The sequence below is a fragment of the Halolactibacillus alkaliphilus genome (assembly GCF_900115465.1).
GTDB lineage: Bacteria > Bacillota > Bacilli > Bacillales > Amphibacillaceae > Halolactibacillus > Halolactibacillus alkaliphilus.
In genome coordinates this window covers 40,542-63,212 of the sequence record NZ_FOWN01000015.1, presented here as the reverse complement: position 1 = coordinate 63,212, position 22,671 = coordinate 40,542, and the positions used below count along the sequence as shown (strand labels likewise).

The 22,671-nt window shown below is 39.4% G+C and carries 20 protein-coding genes, 2 rRNA genes and 1 riboswitch; of the genes, 21 read left to right on the top strand and 1 reads right to left on the bottom strand.

Annotated elements, in window-relative coordinates; translation table 11 throughout:
- The 4 genes from BM163_RS07825 to BM163_RS07810 form a co-directional block, all read left to right on the top strand.
- A 23S ribosomal RNA gene (locus tag BM163_RS07825) occupies nt 1-112 on the top strand; the annotation flags it as partial.
- A gap of 58 nt (nt 113-170) precedes the next feature.
- Nucleotides 171-285 (top strand): 5S ribosomal RNA (rrf, locus tag BM163_RS07820).
- A gap of 344 nt (nt 286-629) precedes the next feature.
- Nucleotides 630-1,484: a DegV family protein gene (gene fakB, locus BM163_RS07815; protein ID WP_089801889.1), complete on the top strand. Its 855-nt coding sequence runs from the start codon at nt 630-632 to the stop codon at nt 1,482-1,484.
- Nucleotides 1,485-1,577: 93 nt separating this feature from the next.
- Nucleotides 1,578-2,267 carry an MgtC/SapB family protein gene (locus BM163_RS07810; RefSeq protein ID WP_089801887.1) on the top strand — a complete coding sequence of 230 codons (690 nt, stop codon included), beginning with the start codon at nt 1,578-1,580 and terminating at the stop codon, nt 2,265-2,267.
- A gap of 167 nt (nt 2,268-2,434) precedes the next feature.
- Here BM163_RS07810 and BM163_RS07805 read toward each other — a convergent pair whose 3' ends face one another.
- A complete protein-coding gene (locus tag BM163_RS07805) occupies nt 2,435-3,259 on the bottom strand; it encodes an IS110 family transposase (RefSeq protein WP_229675518.1) in 825 nt (274 codons plus the stop codon).
- A gap of 46 nt (nt 3,260-3,305) precedes the next feature.
- On the opposite strand from BM163_RS07805, the gene BM163_RS07800 reads away from it, so the two are divergent.
- From BM163_RS07800 to BM163_RS07720, 17 genes are all read left to right on the top strand, one after another.
- On the top strand, nt 3,306-3,776 hold the full coding sequence (locus BM163_RS07800; RefSeq protein WP_089801885.1) for a CtsR family transcriptional regulator: 471 nt from the start codon (nt 3,306-3,308) through the stop codon (nt 3,774-3,776).
- 17 nt (nt 3,777-3,793) lie between these two features.
- Nucleotides 3,794-4,324, top strand: a complete 531-nt coding sequence (locus BM163_RS07795) for a UvrB/UvrC motif-containing protein (RefSeq protein WP_089801883.1) — start codon at nt 3,794-3,796, stop codon at nt 4,322-4,324.
- Nucleotide 4,325: 1 nt separating this feature from the next.
- Nucleotides 4,326-5,396, top strand: a complete 1,071-nt coding sequence (gene mcsB / locus BM163_RS07790; protein ID WP_089801881.1) for a protein-arginine kinase McsB — start codon at nt 4,326-4,328, stop codon at nt 5,394-5,396.
- A 14-nt stretch (nt 5,397-5,410) separates the two neighbouring features.
- On the top strand, nt 5,411-7,840 hold the full coding sequence (locus tag BM163_RS07785) for an ATP-dependent Clp protease ATP-binding subunit (RefSeq protein ID WP_089801879.1): 2,430 nt from the start codon (nt 5,411-5,413) through the stop codon (nt 7,838-7,840).
- Nucleotides 7,841-7,999: 159 nt separating this feature from the next.
- Nucleotides 8,000-8,107: riboswitch (SAM riboswitch) on the top strand.
- 100 nt (nt 8,108-8,207) lie between these two features.
- Entirely contained in the window at nt 8,208-9,986 is a 1,779-nt protein-coding gene (locus BM163_RS07780) for a PLP-dependent aspartate aminotransferase family protein (RefSeq protein ID WP_089801892.1), read from the top strand.
- A 54-nt stretch (nt 9,987-10,040) separates the two neighbouring features.
- Nucleotides 10,041-11,015 (top strand): aliphatic sulfonate ABC transporter substrate-binding protein, encoded by a 975-nt coding sequence (locus BM163_RS07775; RefSeq protein ID WP_089801877.1) that lies wholly within the window; start codon nt 10,041-10,043, stop codon nt 11,013-11,015.
- Nucleotides 11,016-11,027: 12 nt separating this feature from the next.
- On the top strand, nt 11,028-11,864 hold the full coding sequence (locus BM163_RS07770) for an ABC transporter permease (protein WP_089801875.1): 837 nt from the start codon (nt 11,028-11,030) through the stop codon (nt 11,862-11,864).
- The gene (locus BM163_RS07765) at nt 11,861-12,583 is read left to right on the top strand and encodes an ABC transporter ATP-binding protein (RefSeq protein WP_089801874.1); all 723 of its coding nucleotides are present in this window, start codon (nt 11,861-11,863) and stop codon (nt 12,581-12,583) included. Before BM163_RS07770 ends, BM163_RS07765 begins: the two co-directional genes overlap by 4 nt.
- 25 nt (nt 12,584-12,608) lie before the next feature.
- A complete protein-coding gene (locus BM163_RS07760) occupies nt 12,609-14,243 on the top strand; it encodes an AMP-binding protein (protein WP_307725327.1) in 1,635 nt (544 codons plus the stop codon).
- A gap of 164 nt (nt 14,244-14,407) precedes the next feature.
- Nucleotides 14,408-15,775: a DNA repair protein RadA gene (gene radA / locus BM163_RS07755; protein WP_089801872.1), complete on the top strand. Its 1,368-nt coding sequence runs from the start codon at nt 14,408-14,410 to the stop codon at nt 15,773-15,775.
- A 112-nt stretch (nt 15,776-15,887) separates the two neighbouring features.
- Nucleotides 15,888-16,988 carry a PIN/TRAM domain-containing protein gene (locus BM163_RS07750; RefSeq protein ID WP_089801870.1) on the top strand — a complete coding sequence of 367 codons (1,101 nt, stop codon included), beginning with the start codon at nt 15,888-15,890 and terminating at the stop codon, nt 16,986-16,988.
- A gap of 162 nt (nt 16,989-17,150) precedes the next feature.
- Nucleotides 17,151-18,623, top strand: a complete 1,473-nt coding sequence (gltX, locus tag BM163_RS07745) for a glutamate--tRNA ligase (protein ID WP_089801868.1) — start codon at nt 17,151-17,153, stop codon at nt 18,621-18,623.
- Between the two features lie 291 nt (nt 18,624-18,914).
- On the top strand, nt 18,915-19,583 hold the full coding sequence (cysE, locus tag BM163_RS07740) for a serine O-acetyltransferase (protein WP_089801866.1): 669 nt from the start codon (nt 18,915-18,917) through the stop codon (nt 19,581-19,583).
- The gene (gene cysS, locus BM163_RS07735) at nt 19,564-20,955 is read left to right on the top strand and encodes a cysteine--tRNA ligase (protein ID WP_089801864.1); all 1,392 of its coding nucleotides are present in this window, start codon (nt 19,564-19,566) and stop codon (nt 20,953-20,955) included. Before cysE ends, cysS begins: the two co-directional genes overlap by 20 nt.
- A 3-nt stretch (nt 20,956-20,958) precedes the next feature.
- A complete protein-coding gene (locus tag BM163_RS07730) occupies nt 20,959-21,366 on the top strand; it encodes a Mini-ribonuclease 3 (RefSeq protein ID WP_089801862.1) in 408 nt (135 codons plus the stop codon).
- Nucleotides 21,363-22,112 carry a 23S rRNA (guanosine(2251)-2'-O)-methyltransferase RlmB gene (gene rlmB / locus BM163_RS07725; RefSeq protein ID WP_089801860.1) on the top strand — a complete coding sequence of 250 codons (750 nt, stop codon included), beginning with the start codon at nt 21,363-21,365 and terminating at the stop codon, nt 22,110-22,112. The genes BM163_RS07730 and rlmB overlap by 4 nt, the downstream gene beginning before the upstream one ends.
- The gene (locus tag BM163_RS07720; RefSeq protein WP_089801858.1) at nt 22,112-22,621 is read left to right on the top strand and encodes an NYN domain-containing protein; all 510 of its coding nucleotides are present in this window, start codon (nt 22,112-22,114) and stop codon (nt 22,619-22,621) included. The genes rlmB and BM163_RS07720 overlap by 1 nt, the downstream gene beginning before the upstream one ends.
- Nucleotides 22,622-22,671 lie beyond the last annotated feature (50 nt).

Sequence of the window (22,671 nt, the reverse complement as noted above, 5' to 3'; positions counted from 1 at the left end):
TCCCATCTGTAAAGAGTAAGATCCCTCAGAGACGATGAGGTAGATAGGTTCGAGGTGGAAGCATGGTGACATGTGTAGCTGACGAATACTAATCGATCGAGGACTTAACTAAATTTTTGTTTGATGATTGTTTACTTCTTATCTAGTTTTCAGGGTATAACCCTATATGGTTTAGTGACGATAGCGAAGAGGTCACACCTGTTCCCATGCCGAACACAGCAGTTAAGTTCTTCAGCGCCGATGGTAGTTGGGCTTAAGCCCCGCGAGAGTAGGACGTCGCTAAGCAATTAAAACACCCTTTTAAGATTTTTCTTAAAAGGGTGTTTTTGTGTTATAATATATAGTGTACATTGTCAGAAGAAGGTGAGCTATGCAATCAAACTTTTTGCTGATGCTACGTTTAACTGAATACATACATAAGTACAAGTCATTGCTAAGTTATCACAAATACTTACGTAAAATCTTCATGGGTTCAGAGATTGGTTAACGGTAGTTAATGAAATTAAAGAACTATTATTGATGTAGAAAGAGCGGTATCTTCATATTGGAGAACAGCATAGAGTATGCTATAGTAAAGGAATCAGAACAATAAAACATGGCAGTAGCTGTGTGTAAAAGGAGTATTTCTAATGGAAAAAATTGCATGGGTGACGGATAGTACATGTGGCTTACCAGAAGCATATATTAAAGAAAATAATCTTCATGTTATGCCAATGATTGTTAATATTAATAACATTTCTTATCGTGAGGATATTGAAATCAGTAAAGAAGAAGTTTATGAACTGTTAAAACAATTCGGAGAAGGTGCTAAAACAAGCCAACCCGCATATGGTGAGTTTGTAGAGCTATATGAGCAGTTGGCAAGTGAAGGATCTTACGATAAAGTTATTGCTATTCATGCATCAAGTGCTTTAACGGGTACATATCAAAGTTCTGTCAGTGCTTCACAAATGGTTGATTTAGATGTTGAAGTCATTGATTCAAAAGTAGGTTCATTTGCGTTAGGGCAGATGATAAGAAAAGGTGTTGCTATGGCGCAAGAAGGAAAAGCTAGTGAAACGATTGTGGAGACCATTCGTCATTATACAGATCATTTAGAAATGTACCTTCTTCCACAGAGCTTAGAACAGATGCGTAAAAGTGGGCGTGTGAGTACAGCACAATCTGTTTTTGCTAATCTACTGAGTATTAATATCGTGTTGCGTTTTGAAAACGGTAAAATTATCATTGATGATAAAATTAGAAGTAAGAAAAAAGCCGTTCGTTATCTTTTTCAAGCCATCGAACAAGCATATAAAACGGGTGAATTAAAAGAGTTAGGTATTATGCATGCTGGGGCAAAAGAAAAGGCGGAAGCATGGAAAAAAGAATTACTAGAAATGTATGAGAATTTAAAAATTCAAGTTGAACCACTAGTACCTGTTGCGGGCGTTCATGCTGGTCATGGTACGATGGCTATTTCCTGGTTAAAGGAAAATAAATAGCGATAAATTAAAGGTATAATCTAATATTATATAAGAAATAGATCACCGTGACGGCGATCTATTTTTTTAAATGAATTATGTGAGGAGAAAGCTATGTTAGAGATTATTTTAGGAGAACATTTTTTAACAATGAGTATTCGTCTAGTATTAGCATTAGTTCTTTCGGGGTTAATTGGTTTTGAGCGAGAAATAAATAAACATTCTGCGGGATTTAGAACGCATATCCTGGTTGGTGTTAGTGCGACACTATTAATGTTAATGTCATTATATGGTTTTACAGATTATTTAGTTGAAAATGAAGCATTTGTTAATTTTGACCCTGCAAGGATTCCCTCATATGTTGTGAGTGGGATTGGTTTCTTAGGTGCTGGAACAATTATTGTTAACGGTATGACTGTGAAAGGACTAACGACGGCAGCATCTATTTGGGCCGTTGCTGGTCTTGGGTTGGTTGTTGGGATAGGTATGTACGGTGTAGCGATTTTAACGACACTCATTATCTTACTTAGTCTAATCTTTTTAAATAATTTTGAACAACGACTCACCAAAAGAGGACAATCGGCGCAACTGAGTATAGCGGTCAATTCAGTACAAGCAATTGAAGAAATTTTAAAAAAATATAATCAAAACGGTGTAGTTATTCAAAACATTAATGTGAATACGGATGAGAGCGACTATCCAATCGTTACAACAGATGTGATATTAAGCAAGGCCATTAATAAAAGTGAACTGGTTGTGGTATTATCTAAACTCGATGATGTGAGAGAAGTATATCACGGTTGATATCAGTTGCATCTTTTATGTGAGCGTTATAAAATATAGACAAAGTCAAAGATAGTCAAAGTCAAGAAAGACTAACTATATAAAGTCAAGTAAAAACCAAAATTAATTCTGATAAATATGCTGAAATAAAGGCACACCAAATAAACATCAGAAAAGGTATTTTTTATTTACTGACGAATTTCATACGATTCATTTTTAGTTAAAACCGCATGGATGATGTAACACAGTTTTCTAGAAACGGCAACAATTGCGATTAGATTATGAATATCACCAATTTCACCTAATATCGTTGCGCCAGTAATTGGACCGATACCTGTAATTGTTTCAATTACAGAAGTAATGGAAGCCATCAATTGATTTATTTCTTCTTCTGTTTGTTTTATTTGTTCCTCTAGAAAATTTAGCTGTTCAATCATTGAGCGTAGTTGGAAAGTGAATGCATCTTGTGCAAATCGAATACCAAAAGACTTTGAAGCAGCTGTTTTTAATGTTTCAGCTTTGACTAGTCCTATGCGATTACGGCTCGCTAAACGAAGCGTTTCGGCTAAAGTATTAGCAGTAATCTCGTTAAATGCATCGGGTGTGGAGTATTCAAGAAGTACCGCTTTTGAATCTTTCCAAAACAGGCCAACTTTTGAAAAGACCGTATCATACTCAGGGAAAACTTGGTCTAAAACGGCGATAATTTTGCGTTTGAAATCACCAGCTGTTCCAACTAAGTACGATCGATAACGGGTTAATTGACGTAAGGAGAATATGGCTTCATTCGCTAAAGCGGTATCTTTAAATGAACCGTAACGAATAAGGTCGGCTATTAATATCGAATCAATGATGTCAGTCTTTCGTTTTCGAATTTCAGTACCTTTTCTCCACCCGTCTGTTTGAATGGGGTTAATCACATGGATGAAATAATCGGCTTCATCTAGGAAGGAAAAGAGATTGAGGAAATACCAACTAAGAAATAACTCAGGTTCATAAGGTTTTCCTTTCAAAGTCGGAAGACTAAAACCTTAAATATAATATACAAGGAAGAGGATTATGCGTAACATTTCAGATATAATTGAAGCGCATTTAAAAATGATTCTAGAAGAAGCGAAGCATAATCATGTAGAAATAAAACGAAGTGAATTAGCTGATCAATTTTCTTGTGTGCCCTCACAAATTAATTACGTTATAAACACGCGTTTCACGAAAGAATTAGGTTACCTCGTTGAAAGTAAACGTGGTGGAGGTGGATACATTAGAATTCAACGCGCTGTAGAGAACGATCAAAACATCTTATTAGACGAGTTGATTAGCTTAATAAAGCCACATGTATCTCAATCTGTAAGTGAAGCCGTTCTTACACGCTTAGTAGAAGCTGATTTTATTACACTGCGTGAGGCAAAGTTAATGAAAGCGGCAATTGATCGTGAAACGTTACGTTTTAAATTACCGTACCGTGATGAGATACGGGCACGCATATTAAGTGCCATGTTAACGACCTTGAAGTATCATGAAGATCTTTAACGTTTGGAGGAAGCGAGATGGAATGTGAACACTGTCATAAACATCCAGCGACACTGCACTTCACAGGGTATATTCATGGAAATAAACATGTTCAGCACCTGTGTCATACGTGTGCGTTGGAACAAGGATTGATTGAACAAAATGATCACTATCCTATTCATGATTTGTTAAGTGACTTATTTAATTTTAATAAAAAGATCACTACCCAACAGAATAAATTAGCTGAAGAAATGCTTGTGTGTCCAACTTGTCAAATGACAGAGCAACAGTTTGTGAAGAATTATAAATTTGGTTGTAAAGATTGTTATGAAATATTTAGTTCAGAACTTGAACCCGTTTTAAAACGGGTACATAACGGGAATACGACGCATACAGGAAAAGTACCTAAAAAAGAATATGCTTATCAATCGAGGCGTCAACAAATTAAAGATTATCGATTACAGTTAAAAGCACTTATTGATGATGAGCGTTTTGAAGAAGCCGCTGATATCCGTGATGCGATTAAAGCATTGGAAAATGATCGTACTGAGACAAAGGAGGACCATTAATATGTCATTTCAATCCTTTATTGATCAGGCGATTAGCCCATGGATGCAAAGTGGAGGGCCTCAAGATGATATAGTCTTAAGCACGCGTATTCGATTGGCACGTAATTTAAGTCACTATCCTTTTCCTCTTAAGGCACCAGCTGAGATGATGAAAAAAGTAAATGATGCCATTACGGCTAGTCTCAGTGGTCAATCAATTGGTCACTATGAGAACTTGCAGTATCTCTCATTAGATGACATCAGTTCACTTGATACACATGCACTTGTAGAAAAACATTTGATCAGCCCATACTTAGTGGAACATGCGCATCATAGCGGTGTGTTACTCTCTACAAATGAGCAGTTATCGATTATGATTAATGAAGAAGATCATTTACGCATGCAATTGTACTTCCCAGGATTACAACTTGAAAAAGCGCTAGAAGAAGCCTTTCAGGTAGATGATGAAGTGGAAGCGTGTTTAAGTTTTGCCTTTCATGAGAAATATGGCTATTTAACAACATGTCCAACAAATGTTGGTACGGGCTTAAGAGCTTCAGTCATGGTGCATCTCCCGGCGTTGTCTATGACAAATAAATTATCAAAAATGATCCCAGCTATTAATCAGTTAGGTTTAGTTGTCCGGGGAATTTATGGTGAAGGCACTGAAGCGCTGGGTAATATTTATCAAGTGTCTAATCAAGTGACACTAGGTCGAACTGAACGTGACATTATCGATAATTTGCAAAGCGTTATTATTAAACTCATTGATCATGAACGTGCTGTTCGTAAGATGTTGATGAAGAACTCTGCTCTGGAATTGGAAGATAGAATCTACCGATCTTATGGGGTTTTAAAGCACAGTAGATTAATTGAATCAAAAGAAGCAGCAAAATGTATATCCGATGTTAGATTGGGTATAGATGTAGGGTATATAACTGATATATCTAAAACGATTTTAAGTGAATTAATGGTATTAACCCAACCAGCGTTCTTACAGCAGTATGCGAAAAGTCACTTAAATCAACATGAGCGTGATCAGAAGCGATCAGCAATGATACGTGAGCGATTGACGTTAGAGATAGAAGACTAAAGGAGGAAACAGCGATGATGTTTGGACGATTTACAGAACGCGCCCAAAAAGTACTAGCCCTTTCACAAGAAGAAGCTATTCGTTTGGGCCATACGAATATAGGGACAGAGCATATTTTACTTGGACTAATAAAAGAAGGGGATGGGATTGCGGCAAAAGCTCTAACATCACTTGGATTGAAGTTTGAAGACATCCAGGAGGAAGTGGAAGTACTTATAGGAGCAGGTCAAAAACAGTCACAAACCATTCATTATACACCCCGTGCGAAAAAAGTGATTGAATTGTCTATGGATGAAGCACGAAAGCTTGGCCACAGCTACGTCGGAACAGAACATATTTTACTTGGGCTAATTCGGGAAGATGAAGGCGTTGCTTCTCGGGTATTGCGCAATTTAGATGTTAGTTTAAATCGAGCGCGTCAACAAGTCTTACAACTACTAGGAGCATCAGAATCAAACCGAAAAGGAAACGGTCGCCAGTCACAAAATAACACGGCTGAGACACCTACGCTTGATTCATTAGCTCGAGACTTAACAGTTATTGCCAAAGAGGGGAATATTGACCCGGTTATTGGTCGTGAGAAAGAAATTGAGCGCGTCATTCAAGTACTTAGTCGACGGACCAAAAACAATCCCGTACTAATTGGTGAACCTGGTGTTGGAAAAACAGCGATTGCAGAAGGATTGGCACAAAAAATTGTGGCCAATGATGTACCTGAATTATTGCGCGACAAGCGTGTCATGACGCTTGACATGGGGACAGTTGTTGCCGGGACAAAGTATCGTGGGGAATTCGAGGACCGTCTTAAAAAAGTGATGGAAGAGATTCGCCAAGCAGGGAATGTACTTTTATTTATCGATGAATTACACACTTTAGTCGGTGCTGGAGGTGCAGAAGGTGCCATTGATGCATCAAACATTCTTAAACCTTCGCTCGCGCGTGGAGAACTACAATGTATTGGTGCAACAACATTAGATGAGTATCGTAAACATATTGAGAAAGATGCAGCCTTAGAACGTCGTTTCCAACCAATTCAAGTAGATGAGCCGACACCAGAAGAATCCATTCAAATCTTAAAAGGTTTGCGTGATCGATACGAAGCTCACCACCGTGTAACCATTACTGATGAATCCATTGAGGCTGCGGTAAACTTATCAAATCGCTATATTACCGATAGATTCTTACCAGATAAGGCGATTGACTTAATTGATGAAGCGGGTTCCCGGGTGCGCTTACGCTCTTATACCGCACCACCTAACTTAAAAGAGCTAGAACAACGCCTTGAAGAAGCTAAAAAAGAAAAAGATGCCGCTGTTCAAAGCCAAGAATTTGAAAAAGCTGCATCATTTAGAGATGCGGAACAAAAGTTGCGCCAAGAATTAGAAGAAACTAAAGGCAAGTGGAAAGAAAAACAGGGCCAAGTTGATTCAGAAGTTGTCCCAGATGATATTGCAACAGTCGTCTCAACTTGGACAGGTGTCCCTGTTAAGTCTTTAACCAAAGATGAAAGTAATCGTTTATTACAGTTAGAAGAAACACTACACGGCCGCGTTATTGGCCAAGCAGAAGCGGTAGATGCGGTCTCTAAAGCGATTCGTCGCGCACGAGCAGGATTAAAAGATCCTAAGCGTCCTATTGGATCATTTATCTTCCTCGGACCAACTGGTGTTGGAAAAACAGAACTAGCCCGCGCTTTAGCAGAAGCGATGTTTGGGGATGAAGATGCGATGATTCGCATTGATATGAGTGAATATATGGAAAAACACAATACATCACGCCTGGTAGGTTCACCTCCAGGGTATGTCGGTTATGAAGAGGGCGGTCAATTAACGGAGAAAGTTCGTCGTAAACCCTACTCGGTTGTGTTACTTGATGAGATTGAGAAGGCTCACCCGGAAGTCTTTAATATTTTACTTCAAGTATTAGAAGATGGTCGATTAACGGATTCTAAAGGACGCCTGATTGATTTTAGAAATACCGTACTCATTATGACATCAAATGTGGGGGCAAGTGAGTTAAAACAAAATAAATATGTTGGTTTTAACTTAGAAGATGAAACGCGTGATTATCGAGATATGAAATCAAAAGTGACCGAAGCATTGAAAAAAGCTTTCCGGCCAGAATTCTTAAATCGGATTGATGAAACGATTGTCTTCCACTCACTTGAGAAACAACATATGAAAGATATTGTCACATTAATGTTAGAACAGCTGAAGAAACGCTTAAACGAACAAGATTTAGATTTTACTATGTCGGATAAAGCGGTTGAAAAAATTGCTGAAGAAGGCTTTGACCCAGAATACGGGGCAAGACCGCTTCGTCGATCTATCCAAAAAAATATTGAAGATTTGCTCTCAGAAGCGTTGCTTCGTGATGAAATCAAAAAAGGTGAGACAACGCGCATCGGCCTTAATAGTAAAGGTAAATTTATTATCTTAAATTAAATAACTAACACTAGAGCTTAACCATTTGCTTAAAGCAGGGGTTAAGTTCTTTTTTTGTCAGAGGGTCTTCATTTTATTTAAAAACTAAAAAAACTTTTTAAAACACACTAGACATGTCGGTATTTTATGCTATAATCAGTTTATTCAAAATTTTATAAATAATTATCAAGAGTGAACGAGAGATCTGGCTCAACGACTTCACGGCAACCTGGCTTTTAGCTAAGGTGCCCCTACCAGCAAAGTACAATGTACTTTGGATGATAAACTGTGACATTATGTCCTTTAAGCATCCAAGGTGCTTAAAGGACATTTTTATTTTTAAAATGACTAATTCAACAGAAAAAAGAAGAGGAAAAGGAGAATGACAATGACGACACATGACTCATACCAACTTGACACATTATCGCTACACGGGGGCACAGCACCTGATGCGACAACAGGCGCACGAGCCATTCCTATTTATCAATCAACTTCATTTGTTTTTCAAGATACGACGCATGCTGAAAAACTATTTAGTTTAGAAGAAACAGGTAATATTTATTCTCGTATTGGTAACCCAACCGTCGATGCTTTTGAGAAAAGAGTCGCCTTACTTGAAGGCGGCGTTGCCGCAGTTGCTACAGCTTCAGGTATGGCTGCTATTACACTGTCTATCCTTAACTTATGTGAGACAGGTGACGAGATTGTGGCAGCCATTAACTTATATGGCGGCACGTATAACTTATTTAAAACAACATTAAAACGTTATGGCATCACAGTCCACTTCGTTGACCCAAATGATTTACCATCGTTCGAATCAGCGATAACCGATAAAACTAAAGCCATCTTTGGTGAAATTATTGGCAACCCGAACTTAGATGTGTTCGATGTGGAGGGCGTAAGTGAGATTGCGAAGCGTCATCATATTCCACTGATTATTGACAATACATTCGCTACACCTTATTTAATTAGGCCAATCGAAAAAGGTGCAGATATTGTCATTCATTCGGCGACAAAATGGATAGGAGGACACGGAACAACCATCGGTGGAATCGTCGTTGATGGCGGCCGATTTAATTGGCAAAAAGGAAATTTTACAGCGTTTACTGAACCAGACCCAAGTTATAACAATATTCGTTATGCGAATGAATTTGGTGGCCTTGCTTTTTCAGTTAAGTTACGTGTTCAACTGTTACGTGATTTTGGTGCCTGCTTAAGTGCCGATTCAGCTTTTCGCTTACTACAAGGTTTAGAAACATTACATTTACGTGTGGAGCGCCATAATGAAAATGCGTTAAGGCTAGCAACCTATTTAGACAAACACCCGGCAATTAGTTGGGTGAATTATCCGGGCCTCTCTTCACACCCATCCCATATAAAAGCGAAACAACGCTTAAATAATGGTTTCGGTTCAATTATTACTTTTGGAATAAAAGGTGGAAGAGATGAAGGGAAAAAGGTAATTGATGCAGTCAGCTTATGGTCACACGTTGCGAATGTTGGGGATGCAAAATCACTCATTATCCATCCGGCATCAACGACACACCAGCAACTATCAAAAGAGGCGTTAAAAGAAACGGGTGTGACAGAAGATCTTATTAGACTCTCTGTAGGGCTTGAACATATTGATGATTTGATTCATGATTTAGACCGTGCACTCACGGTTGCGACAGGAATCGCGTTAGAAGGGCCTCGTTCAATTAAAATTAATGATGAAGCTGTCATTCGGTGGTCGCTTGCCTCGAGTCATAAGACAGAAGATGGTGTAGTAAAACCTAAGACGATTGCGGTTGTTGGGCTAAGTGGTAAAAAAGGGCGACCTAGTTATCGGTTAGCGTTAAAAATGCAGCGCCTCGGTTACAAAATCATTCCAGTTAACCCGAGAGAAACTGAAATATTAGGTGAAATATCTTATCCGGACTTGGAAAGTGTGACTGAGCCAATAGATATTGTCCAAGTATTTCGTGCACCAGAAGCTGCCGTAAGTGTAGCGCAAGAAGCGATTCCGGTAAAACCTAAAGTATTTTGGTTACAAGAAGGTGTGATCAATGATGAAGCCTGTCGGTTGGCAATAGAAGCGGGACTAGATGTTGTCCATAATCGCTGTACATTTAAAGAAGCACAGCGCCTAAGAGGAAGTGTTGTGACGTATCAATGTGAGATCTAAAGGCGCAAGCTGTGCATTGTCTGAATAAAAACTAAACAAAGGGGATTAAATCACATGAAAAAAATAGTTGTATTAGCCATTATCTTGGTCGCGATATTACTAGCAGGTTGTAACCAATCAGAAGCAGAGGAAGGAAAGCCAGAGAAGATTCGGTTAGATTATGCTCATTATTCACCGACAAGTCTTGTGTTGCATGAATTTGGTTGGGTAGAAGCTTTATTTAAAGAAAAAGGTATTGACGTAGAGTGGGCATTTAGTCAAGGCAGCAACAAAGCCTTAGAGTTTTTAAACTCTAACAGTGTTGATTTTGGTTCCACTGCTGGAGCTGCTGCCCTCATATCAAAAACGAATGGTTCACCTATTGAAACAGTCTACATTTTTTCTAAACCAGAATGGACAGCCCTCGTGACCAACGCGTCCAGTGAGATACAGTCGGTAGAAGATTTAAAAGGCAAACGTGTCGCTGCAACGATTGGAACGGATCCTTATATATTTTTACTCCGTGCTCTTGATGCTCATGGTTTATCTGCAGATGATATAGAGCTTGTTAATTTACAACATGGTGATGGCGCGGTCAGTTTAACTCAAAATCAAGTGGATGCATGGGCTGGATTAGACCCGCACATGGCTAAATTAGAACTTGATCAACAAGCCGAGTTATTCTTTAGAGAACCGGATTATAATACGTATGGGTTTTTAAATGTTCGGAGTGATTTTTTAGCACAATACCCAGAGTATGTAGAAGAGGTCATCGGCTTGTATGAGCAAGCAAGACAATGGATTATTGATAATCCAACAGAAGCAGTGGCGCTTATTAGTCAAAAGGCAGAAATATCAAAAGACGTTGCTGAAAAACAGCTTGAGCGTAATGACTTTTCGAATCCAGTGCCTAGCCTAATTCACATCGATCATATTATTGAAGCGGGCAAAGTACTCCAAGAAGGCGAAGTGATAGGAAAAGACCATGATTTAGAAGAAGTAGTAAACCGTTTGATCAACCCTGAAATTGCTAGAAATATTATTGAATAAAGAGGAGATTTTATGGAAAAAGACATTCATCACACATTATATCCTACTATTAAGGTCGAAAAAGTAAACTTTGTGATTATGTTAAAGAAATTAGTCATCGGTGCAGTTTTTCCATTAGGTATTTTAATATTGTGGGAGAGTCTTAGTCGTATAGGCGTGTTTGAAAGTTATCAGCTTCCAGCACCAACAGCAGTAGCTTTAAAAGGTATAGATCTTTTTCAAAGTGGGATGTTGGTTCCGCATATTATGGCAACAATTCTTCGAGTATTTATGGGGTTTTTACTTGGGACATCCGTCGCTGTTTTCATTAGTATTCTCGTTGGCTTTTGGCCACTATTAGAAAAACTAATTGACCCAACCATTCAAGCATTAAGACAAATTCCATCACTTGCGTGGGTGCCACTCTTTATTTTATGGATGGGTATTGGTGAATCATCGAAGATAACGATGATCGCGGTAGGGGTATTCTTCCCAGTGTACTTAAATTTACTTTCAGGTATTGTGTCAGTTGATCGTAAGTGGCTTGAAGTGGGACAAATCTTTGGATTATCCAAACGGTATCAAATAACGAAAATAATTCTTCCAGCTATCTTGCCAGCTTTTTTCACAGGGATACGAACAGGCCTTGGTCTTGGTTTTATGTTCGTTGTTGCATCAGAACTGATGGGTGCGAGTGAAGGTCTCGGTTATTTACTTATCTTAGGTCAAAATACATTGCAGCCGGATACGATTTTAGTAAGTATTATCTTGTTTGCTGTCATCGGTAAATTTACTGATGGCACATTAAAATCCTTAGAAACCAAACTACTTCATTGGCAGGACACATTAGAGAGGGGGCAAAGTAAATGACACTAACATTAGAAAATGTTTCTAGGTCGTTTCAGACAGTTACCGCCATTAAACAGATTAATTTAACGATTAAAAAGGGTGAAGTCATCTGTCTGCTGGGTAAAAGCGGTTGTGGTAAAAGTACGTTACTGCGGACATTATCTGGATTGGACCAGGAATATAGTGGAAAGATTTACTTTGAGGGGACCCCGCTGACAGGTGTGCGAGAGGAAATTGGTTTTATTTTTCAAGAACCCCGGTTGTTGCCTTGGCTTAATGTGATAGACAATATTCAATTTGGTTTGAAACAAAACGATGAACAGACGTCGCAGCGGGTACATCGCTTTATCCAGTATGTTGGATTAAAAGGAAAAGAATATATTTATCCTAAAGCACTCTCAGGTGGTATGAGTCAGCGAGCGGCCATTGCACGGGCGCTCGTCTGTGATCCAGAAGTATTGTTGTTAGATGAACCGTTTAGTGCACTGGATCACTTTACTAAACTCGAGTTACAAGACTTATTACTGAAGATTCAAGCGAAGTATAAAACCACGATGGTGATGGTCACACACGATATTGATGAAGCACTCTATCTTGCTGATCGCATTGTGGTTCTATCAAGTCAACCAGGGACGATTCAACAAATAGTGGAAGTAACTCAGCCGCGACCTCGAACGCGAACCAGTGATGGTTTAAAGGGGCTTAAAGAAAAGATTTTAAAAACACTACATGTAGAATGACCGACCAATGAATGGGGGGATGGAAATGGTCTTATTAAATAAACCTGGAGATTATCATTTATCTCATTACGAAACGACCTACAGTACATTTAGTTTTACTGACTACCAAAAAAAACATCAAAAAGAAAAAGTGAATGTAGCTTATTACTGCGTCGATCAACATGTCGCACAAGGATTAGGAGAAAAGATAGCGTTACATCATGTAGAGGCTGGACAGGTCGTTTCATATACATTTTCTGAGGTGAAAGGAAAAATTGACCGCATCGTTTATCTGTTGAGAAAGCATCAAGTAAAAGTTGGTGAGCGGGTGTATGTATTTTTACCTAAAAATCCTGAAAACTATTTTGCGATGTTGGCCGCCATTAGAGTTGGAGCCATTGTAGTACCTCTGTTTGAAGGATTTATGATGGATGCTATCCACGAGCGTATCAATGATAGTGCTGGCGCGGTACTTATTACGACAAAAGCATTTGAAAAACGGATTGACTATCCAACTATTCCATCAATAAAACACGTTTTTTATGGAGAGGACTTTGCCGATTTAAATCAAGCAGATGAGTATGTATACTGGGCTACTCCCGAGACGCCATTTTTAATGCATTACACTAGCGGTTCAACTGGCCAACCCAAAGGGGTTATTCATGCACATCGAGCGTATATTCATCATCAATTATCTGGTCGTTGGGTGTTGGATATTAAGTCGGAGGATGTTTATTGGTGTACCTCGCATCCAGGATGGGTAACTGGGAGTGTTTATGGCTTATTCGCCCCGTGGCTCAATGCAGCGACGGTCGTCGTTCAAGAAGGCCGATTTAGTGCGCATGAATGGTACGCGATTATCGAACGACTTAAAGTGACGATTCTTTATAGTGCTCCGACGGCTTTTCGATTATTAAAAGCAGAAGGTAGACTGTTTGAGTCGTATCAACTAGATTCACTAAGACACATCTTAAGTGTTGGCGAACCACTTAATCCAGAGGTAATTGAATGGGCGAATAAATCCTTACATGTGCGAATTCATGACACATGGTGGATGACAGAAACCGGCGGTCATATTGTTGTGAACTTACCGTCTGCGAAAATCAAACCCGGTTCAATGGGTCGTCCGTTTCCTGGGATTACTGTAAAAATTCTTGACGAGAGTGGCAAAGAAGTGCCTCGTGGTGAAGTTGGTGAGCTTGCAGTAAAAGCACCATGGCCGGGACTGATGCATACAATTTGGCAGAATGAAGAGAAGTATAACAGTTATTTTAATGCATCTGGGTATTATTTATCTGGTGATTTATGTTATCAAGATGATGAGGACTATGTTTTCTTTTCAGGTCGTGTGGATGATATGATTAATGCGCGTGGGGAAAGAATTGGGCCTTTTGAGGTGGAAAGCGCCTTAATAAAGCACCCCGCTGTTAAAGAAGCGGGTGTGATAGGCAAGCCAGACCCTATCAGTGGTGAGATTGTCAAAGCGTTTATTACTTTAAATGATCATGCAGTAGACAATGAAGCATTAATTGACGATATTAAAACCTTTGTGAAGCATCAGTTATCGTTTCATAGTGCACCTAAGGAAATAGAAGTACTAAGAGAATTACCAAAAACACAAATTAGTGGAAAAATACTTCGCCGGGAATTGAAACAGCGTGAACGGTTAATGACCCTATAAATGTGGTAGAGGCACCTTTTGCTTAAAGGTGTCTTTTTGTCTGTTTAAATTAGTTTCTTTGAAGAAGAGTCTCGAAAATTCCATCTTTTTTACACAATTAATTTATTCGTTTGTAACCATGAGCAGTTGGAAATCATGTATAATAGCAAATAAGAGGTGAGTGTATGGCAAAGTCAAAGACGCGATTTGTCTGTCAAGAATGTGGATATGAAAGTGCAAAATGGATGGGGAAATGTCCAAGTTGCCAACAATGGAATACATTAGTTGAGGAAATGGTGATGACTTCATCACCAAAACATACGGGAATTGGCTCGAATACGAGTCAAAAACCTGAAAAAATCACCTCGATAGAAACGAAAGAAGAGACAAGAATTTTAACGCAAATGCCAGAGTTTAACCGTGTGTTAGGTGGGGGTGTAGTGCCGGGTTCACTCGTCTTAATTGGTGGGGATCCTGGGATTGGTAAATCAACTTTGCTCTTGCAAATTTCGCAACAACTTGCAGATAAGAAGGTTACTGTTCTATATATTTCAGGTGAAGAATCCACTCGCCAAACGAAGTTAAGAGCTGATCGTCTCGGGGCGATGAGTGATGAACTATATGTGCTATCTGAAACGAATTTAAATTTAATTAAGGCACAAATCGAACAGTTATCACCAGACTTTATCGTGATTGACTCGATTCAAACGATTTTTAAAGATGAAGTGACGAGTGCACCTGGTAGCGTCTCTCAAGTAAGAGAGTGTACGAGTGAATTGATGCGGATCGCTAAAACAAAGCATGTCCCAATTTTCATTGTAGGTCATGTGACAAAAGAAGGGGCAATTGCGGGTCCGCGTATGCTTGAACATATGGTTGATGTCGTTTTATATTTTGAGGGTGAGCGGCATCATAGTTTTCGAATTTTACGCGGGGTAAAAAATCGTTTCGGTAGCACCAATGAAATGGGTATTTTTGAAATGAAAGAAGAAGGACTAAAAGAAGTGCTGAATCCATCGGAAATCTTCTTAGAAGAACGTTCTGAAGGTGTGGCAGGGTCTTGTGTTGTCGCTTCGATGGAAGGTACTCGTCCTGTCCTCGTTGAAATTCAATCACTTATCTCGCCAACGAGCTTTGGTAATCCTCGTCGGATGGCAACAGGGATCGATCATAACCGGGTGCCATTGTTAATGGCGGTATTAGAAAAACGGGTCGGTTTAATGATGCAAAATCAAGATGCGTATGTTAAAGTGGCGGGTGGCGTCAAACTTGATGAACCAGCCATTGATTTAGCTGTAGCAATCAGTATCGCTTCCAGCTTCAAAAACAAACCGTGTCGTGCGCACGATGTGTTAATTGGTGAAGTTGGATTAACGGGTGAAATACGTCGCGTTTCACGAATGGAGCAACGCGTGCAAGAAGCGGCAAAGTTAGGGTTTAAGCGGGCGATTATTCCCAAACGAAATGCGGATGACTTAGTTATTAAAGGTGATATTGAAGTCATTGGGGTTGAGTCTATTCAACAAGCACTAAAGGCGACATTAAGTGACTGAGCGTGTTCGTATCGATACTAAAAAGTGATTTTTCTCATAACTATATGATTAAAATAGTGAAAAGCTGACAACACTGTAACTGTCAGAGAAAATGTATAAGGGGGTGAATGTGGTGCTAAAAAGATTTGTGCAATTGTTTATACTTGTCACTGGGGGAACGATTGGATTTTTGTACTTTCCAGCGTTAGTGAAAGCGGTGAGTTTCTTAAGTGGTAGCTTTATTGACCGGGTGTATATTGCTCCTTATGTAGGTCTTGTGCTAGGTGCACTTATTTTATATTTATTATCTTTTTGGTTTGTTGACCACATTGTAGAGTTTATTCAATGGCTAGAGGAGGTGCTGATGAAGGCACCGTTAACGAACTTGTTTTTTGGAAGTTTTGGTTTGATTGTCGGTCTCGTGGTAGCTTTTATGATTTCCCGACCTATTCAAGAGTTTGATATCCTAGTTATTTCACAAGTGGGGCCGTTATTTGTAACAGCGTTACTCGGTTATCTTGGATTCCAGGTAGGATTTAAGCGCCGGGATGAATTTTTATTCTTGATTCAGAGAAAGGATAAAGAACAAAAAGTAACAGATGATGTAACGAACGACAAACCAAGTGTTAAACCTAAGTTGTTGGATACATCTGTTATTATTGATGGTAGGATTGCCGACATTTGTCAGACAGCCTTTTTAGAAGGTACGCTTATTATTCCTATGTTCGTATTAGAAGAACTTCAACATATTGCAGATTCATCTGATGCGCTAAAAAGGAACCGTGGTCGTCGAGGATTAGACGTTTTAAACCGTCTTCAAAAAGAGATTGGTGTCGATGTTGAGATGTATGATGGGGACTTTGAAGAGATTCAAGAAGTCGATAGTAAGCTCGTCAAACTAGCAAAAGTTATGGACGGTATCGTGGTGACGAATGACTTTAATTTAAATAAAGTTTGTGAGTTTCAAAATGTGCCTGTCTTAAATATTAATGACTTAGCGAATGCGGTCAAACCGGTCGTGTTACCAGGTGAAGAATTGGTCGTGCAAGTAATTAAAGATGGAAAAGAGCAAAATCAAGGCGTCGCGTACTTAGATGACGGAACGATGATTGTTGTGGAAGAAGGACGTAATTATATTCATCAAACAATTGATGTCTTAATTACGAGCGTCTTACAAACATCAGCAGGTCGGATGATTTTTGCTAAGCCAAAAGCACTTGAAAAAGTTCAATAAAAGAGGTATAACAATAAAGAAGAGTGAAGTGATAACGAGCGTTATCACTTTTTCTTTGTGGCCATAAATTAAGAGAAATCACGCATATTTAAGGCAATTGATAAGAAAAAGTGATAAAATAAAAAAAGATATGTGGAAACGACGAAAGGGGAACATACAAAAATGACAAACGACGTGCGTGTACGTTATGCTCCAAGTCCAACAGGGCATTTACACATTGGGAATGCAAGAACGGCACTATTTAATTACTTATTCACAAAAAATCAAGGTGGGAAATTTATTATCCGTACCGAAGATACTGACCAAAAGCGTAATGTTGAAGGTGGAGAAGAAAGTCAGTTAAACTACCTAAAATGGTTAGGCCTTACATGGGATGAAGGGGCAGACATCGGCGGAGAATACGGCCCTTATCGTCAAATGGAACGGTTAGATTTATATAATAAATATGTAGAGGACCTACTTGATCGTAATCTAGCATATAAATGTTATATGACAGAAGAAGAATTAGAAGCAGAACGAGAAGCGCAAAAAGCGAACGGTGAAGTACCGAAGTATTCAGGTGCGCACAGTAATTTAACGGATGAGCAAGTGAAAGCATTTGAAGCTGAAGGGCGTTCATATAGTATTCGATTCCGTGTACCTAAAGATGCAACGTATATATTTAATGACTTAGTACGTGGTGATATTACCTTCCAGTCAAGCGACTTCGGTGATTGGGTTATCGTGAAAAAAGACGGTGTACCAACGTATAATTTTGCGGTTGTTATTGATGACCATTTAATGGCTATTTCTCATGTTCTTCGCGGAGAAGAACATATTTCAAATACACCAAAACAGATGATGATTTTTGATGCTTTTGGATGGACAGCGCCACGTTATGGTCATATGACATTAATTCTAAACGAAGAGCGTAAGAAATTATCAAAGCGAGACCAACATATTTTACAATTTATCGAGCAGTATAAAAACTTAGGTTATTTACCTGAGGCGATGTTTAACTTTATCTCCCTACTTGGCTGGTCGCCGGTTGGGGAAGAAGAAATCTTTACTCAAGCACAATTTATTGAGATGTTTGATGCCAATCGGTTATCAACGTCCCCTGCAATCTTTGACCCAGTCAAATTAAAGTGGATGAACAATCAATACATTAAACAACTATCAGAACAAGAAGTGATTGACTTAGCAATGCCGCACTTAATAGAATCCGGTAAACTAAGTGAAGATATGACAGCTGATGAAAGAAGCTGGGCAGAAGCGGTGATTTTACTGTATAAAGATCAACTAAGCTACGGTCAAGAGATTGTTGAACTCACAGAATTATTTTTCCAAGAAGAAATTGCTTATGGTGAAAAAGAAGAAGAGATTCTTTCAAATGATGATGTATCCATCGTTCTAAGCCACTTCTTAACTGAACTTGTCGCATTAGAATCATTTGAAGCGGCTGAAATCAAAAAAGCTATCAAGCATACTCAAAAGGCAACTGGTGTGAAAGGCAAGGGCTTGTTTATGCCAATTCGTGTCGCAACGACAGGTCAAATGCACGGGCCAGAACTACCACAAGCAATTGAGCTGTTAGGGCTAGATGTTGTGTCAACACGTTTACGTCAAGTTTTGCATCAAGATGTAGAAAAATAGAACGTATAAAGAATAGAGCAATAGCGTAGATGAGGAATCATCAGGTAAATGAAGCAATCACTAGAGAACATCACCTAGGCTGGAAGTGATGGTTTGCTTTTGTCTGACGTTGCCCCTCGGAGTCTTTAGGTGAAAATACTAGTAGTCTAAAGCGGTCAGGTTGACCGTTATCAACCAAAGAGTTTGGGGTTTTAACCTAAACAGAGTGGAACCACGCCACGAGAGCGTCTCTGTGCCTATTTTGTCGCAGAGGCGTTTTTAATTTCTGATAAGAAAAAGAGGTGAGAATAGATGCGTTTCTTTAAACAATTAAAAGAAGACGTGGATGTGATTTTTGATCAAGATCCTGCAGCACGGTCTTATGTAGAGGTTATTTTAACATATGCTGGCTTGCATGCGGTGTGGTCACATCGTTTAGCGCATGTGTTTTACCGGAAGAAGTTCTTCTTTATTGCGCGGGTCATCTCACAAATCAGTCGTTTCTTTACGGGTGTTGAAATACACCCAGGTGCTAAGATTGGTCGGCGCTTTTTTATTGACCATGGTATGGGTGTCGTTATAGGAGAAACGTGCGAAATTGGTGATAATGTGACAATTTATCAAGGAGTCACGTTGGGTGGTACGGGTAAAGAAAAAGGCAAACGGCATCCAACGTTAAAAAACAATGTTCTTGTAGCGTCTGGGGCAAAGGTATTAGGCGCTATTACGATTGGTGAAGAATCTAAAATTGGTGCTGGTTCGGTTGTTTTGAAAGATGTCCCTGACTATTCAACTGTAGTTGGGATTCCTGGCCATGTCGTGATGCAAAATGGAAAGAAAATTAAACGTGACTTACAACATAATAAATTACCAGATCCAGTCGATGATTGCTTAGAACAATTAAAGGGTGAGATTCGGTCATTAAAACAAGCGCTAGAAGAGATAAGGGAGGCGAATGCCAATGACGATTCGAATGTATAATACGTTAACGCGTCAAAAAGAGGTGTTTAAACCTATTGAAGAAAATAAGGTGCGGATGTATGTCTGTGGTCCAACGGTCTATAATTATATTCATATTGGTAATGCGAGGCCGGCGATTGTATTTGATACGGTGAGACGATACTTAGGGTACCGTGGCTATGATGTGACATATGTTTTAAATTTTACGGATGTGGATGATAAAATTATTCGTGCTGCACAAGAAGAAGGTATTGATTTAAAAAAGTTAAGTGATAAGTATATTGCTGCATATCGAGAAGATGTCGCGCGTCTAGGTGTTAAAGAAGCGACCGTATATCCACGCGTGACAGAGTCTATGACTGAAATCATTACGTTTATTAACACCCTCATTGACAAAAAATTCGCTTACCAATCGGATGGTGATGTGTATTTTCGAGCCCGTAAGTTTAAAGAGTACGGTAAGCTTAGCCACCAGTCACTTGACGATTTACAGAGTGGAGCGCGTGTTGAAGTGGATGGTAGGAAAGAAGATCCGATTGACTTTGCCTTATGGAAAAAGGCCAAGCCTAATGAAATGTATTGGGAAAGCCCGTGGGGCCAAGGGCGGCCAGGCTGGCATATTGAATGCTCTGCAATGGCCAAAGAGCATTTAGGCGAGACGATTGATATTCATGCGGGCGGTCAAGACTTGACGTTTCCGCACCATGAAAATGAAATCGCTCAGTCAGAAGCATGCAACGGCCATACCTTTAGCAACTATTGGTTGCATAATGGTTATATTAATATTGATAATGAAAAAATGTCGAAATCGATTGGTAATACCGTATTAGCGAGAGATTTACTTGATCAGTATTCAGGTTTATTGCTGCGATTTTTTATGTTGAGCGTCCATTATCGTAGTCCGATTAACTTTAGCCATGACTTAATTAAACAATCGGAGCAAGGTTTAAAGCGAATTGAAAATGTCGTAAAATCTTTAAATGAACGTCTTATTGACGCTGAAGAGGGTCCGGAGACGGTGCGTGGTGATATTGACGTTCTCATTGAACGCTTTGAAACGGCTATGGATGATGACTTTAATACAGCCAACGCTATCGCGGTGATTTTTGATGCGGTTAAAGTGGTGAATACGTATTTAGGGAAGCAAGTTGTTCTCTTATCTGATTTAGAGGCTTATACGGTTATGTTTAAAAGATTCTTTGAGGTATTAGGGTTAGAGATAGAAGCAGAGGAAGAACTGCTTGACGTAGAGATTGATCAACTGTTAGTTGAGCGAGAAGAAGCACGCAAAAATCGTGATTTCAACCGAGCGGATGAGATTCGTGATCAATTAAAAGCAGAAAATATTATTTTAGAAGATACGGCCAATGGTACGCGTTGGCGGCGGGGCTAAACGATGGAAAAAATACATGTATTACAGATGAAGAGTTTAGCCCTTGCTTATATGGGGGATGTTGTTTACGAGTACTATGTGCGAGATTACTTAATTCGCCAAGGAAAAGTTAATGTTAACAAATTGCACAAGTCAGCTGTTAGATTCGTTCAGGCAAAGCAACAGGCAAAAGTGTTGCGTTACTGGATAGAGGAAGCTTTGTTAGATGAAGAAGAAGCGGGTGTCGTAAAGCGAGGACGTAATGCGAAATCAGGCTCAGTACCAAAGAACACAGATGTGATGACGTACCGTTATTCAACCGCTTTTGAGGCATTATTGGGTTATCATTATTTCATTGAAAATAATGATCGACTTATGGAACTTATTAACCAAGCAATTAATTATATTGAAAAAGGAAGTGAAACCACATGAATGAAGAGTGGATTATTGGAAAGAACCCTGTCACTGAAGCTCTAAGAAGTGGCCGATCTATAAATAAGTTATTTATTCACGATCAATTAAATCCTAAAACCCAACAACAACTTGCGGGTCTTGCTAAAGAAGCAGGTGTAATTGTAAAAAAAGTACCTAAACAGAAACTGGATCAACTAGTGGATGGTGCACAGCATCAAGGGATTGTTGCGAGTGTTGCAGCGTATAAGTATTTCGAGTTGGATGACTTATTTAATCGTGCAAAAGAGCGCGAGGAAGACCCGTTCTTTATTATTCTTGATGAGATTGAAGACCCGCATAATTTGGGTTCTATTTTACGTACAGCCGATGCTAGCGGGTGTCACGGTGTCATTATTCCAAAGCGACGGGCCGTGGGGCTCACTGCAACGGTAGCTAAAACATCTGCCGGTGCGATTGAGTACGTGCCAGTTGTCCGAGTAACCAACATTGCAAAAACAATTGATGAACTAAAAGAGCGTCATGTTTGGGTGGTAGGGACTGAAGCGGAAGCTGATAAAGACTACCGCGAACTAGAGGGCGACTTACCGCTTGCGCTTGTTATTGGTAATGAAGGAAAAGGCATGAGTCGTTTAGTTAGAGAAAAATGTGACTGGACGGTCAAGCTTGGAATGAAAGGAAACGTGTCATCGCTTAACGCGTCTGTTGCCGGCAGTTTACTGATGTATGAGATATTCAGGAAAAGAAATCCTCTAGGTGAGGCCTAATGGATGTTTTATTAGTCGATGGCTATAATATCATTGGCGACTGGGATGAACTCAGTCGCTTGCGTGATAAAGACCTTGACCAAGCACGGAAACTGTTGATTGAGAAGATGGCGGAATACAAAGCTTACCGAGGCTACCGTGTCATTGTTGTATTTGATGCTTATGAAGTCAAAGGCTTAGGGTCACTTGAAGAAAACTTTGGTGTTGAAGTTATTTATACAAAGGAAAAAGAAACAGCGGATGAATGTATTGAGAGGTTAGTTAAGTCTTTGAAAAATGTGAAGACAAAGGTCTATGTAGCAACTTCTGATTTTGCTGAACAACGAACAATCTTTCAACAAGGGGCTTACCGTAAGAGTGCCCGCGAATTGAAGTTAGAAGTTAATCATATTCAAGGGGAAATATTACAAGATTTACAAGACTATCAAAACAAACAACAAGCGCGTCATCCGATTATTGACCAGGCAACGTGGGAAGTGCTTGAAAAAATGCGACGCGGGAAACGTTAATCTAGTCATTGACTTAAGTGAAGCGCTTACTGTATAATATTTCTATTATG

Coding starts and splice junctions, on each gene's coding strand:
- fakB (WP_089801889.1), top strand. CDS start 630: ATGGAAAAAATTGCATGGGTGACGGATAGTACATGTGGCTTACCAGAA.
- BM163_RS07810 (WP_089801887.1), top strand. CDS start 1,578: ATGTTAGAGATTATTTTAGGAGAACATTTTTTAACAATGAGTATTCGT.
- BM163_RS07800 (WP_089801885.1), top strand. CDS start 3,306: ATGCGTAACATTTCAGATATAATTGAAGCGCATTTAAAAATGATTCTA.
- BM163_RS07795 (WP_089801883.1), top strand. CDS start 3,794: ATGGAATGTGAACACTGTCATAAACATCCAGCGACACTGCACTTCACA.
- mcsB (WP_089801881.1), top strand. CDS start 4,326: ATGTCATTTCAATCCTTTATTGATCAGGCGATTAGCCCATGGATGCAA.
- BM163_RS07785 (WP_089801879.1), top strand. CDS start 5,411: ATGATGTTTGGACGATTTACAGAACGCGCCCAAAAAGTACTAGCCCTT.
- BM163_RS07780 (WP_089801892.1), top strand. CDS start 8,208: ATGACGACACATGACTCATACCAACTTGACACATTATCGCTACACGGG.
- BM163_RS07775 (WP_089801877.1), top strand. CDS start 10,041: ATGAAAAAAATAGTTGTATTAGCCATTATCTTGGTCGCGATATTACTA.
- BM163_RS07770 (WP_089801875.1), top strand. CDS start 11,028: ATGGAAAAAGACATTCATCACACATTATATCCTACTATTAAGGTCGAA.
- BM163_RS07765 (WP_089801874.1), top strand. CDS start 11,861: ATGACACTAACATTAGAAAATGTTTCTAGGTCGTTTCAGACAGTTACC.
- BM163_RS07760 (WP_307725327.1), top strand. CDS start 12,609: ATGGTCTTATTAAATAAACCTGGAGATTATCATTTATCTCATTACGAA.
- radA (WP_089801872.1), top strand. CDS start 14,408: ATGGCAAAGTCAAAGACGCGATTTGTCTGTCAAGAATGTGGATATGAA.
- gltX (WP_089801868.1), top strand. CDS start 17,151: ATGACAAACGACGTGCGTGTACGTTATGCTCCAAGTCCAACAGGGCAT.
- cysE (WP_089801866.1), top strand. CDS start 18,915: ATGCGTTTCTTTAAACAATTAAAAGAAGACGTGGATGTGATTTTTGAT.
- cysS (WP_089801864.1), top strand. CDS start 19,564: ATGACGATTCGAATGTATAATACGTTAACGCGTCAAAAAGAGGTGTTT.
- BM163_RS07730 (WP_089801862.1), top strand. CDS start 20,959: ATGGAAAAAATACATGTATTACAGATGAAGAGTTTAGCCCTTGCTTAT.
- rlmB (WP_089801860.1), top strand. CDS start 21,363: ATGAATGAAGAGTGGATTATTGGAAAGAACCCTGTCACTGAAGCTCTA.
- BM163_RS07720 (WP_089801858.1), top strand. CDS start 22,112: ATGGATGTTTTATTAGTCGATGGCTATAATATCATTGGCGACTGGGAT.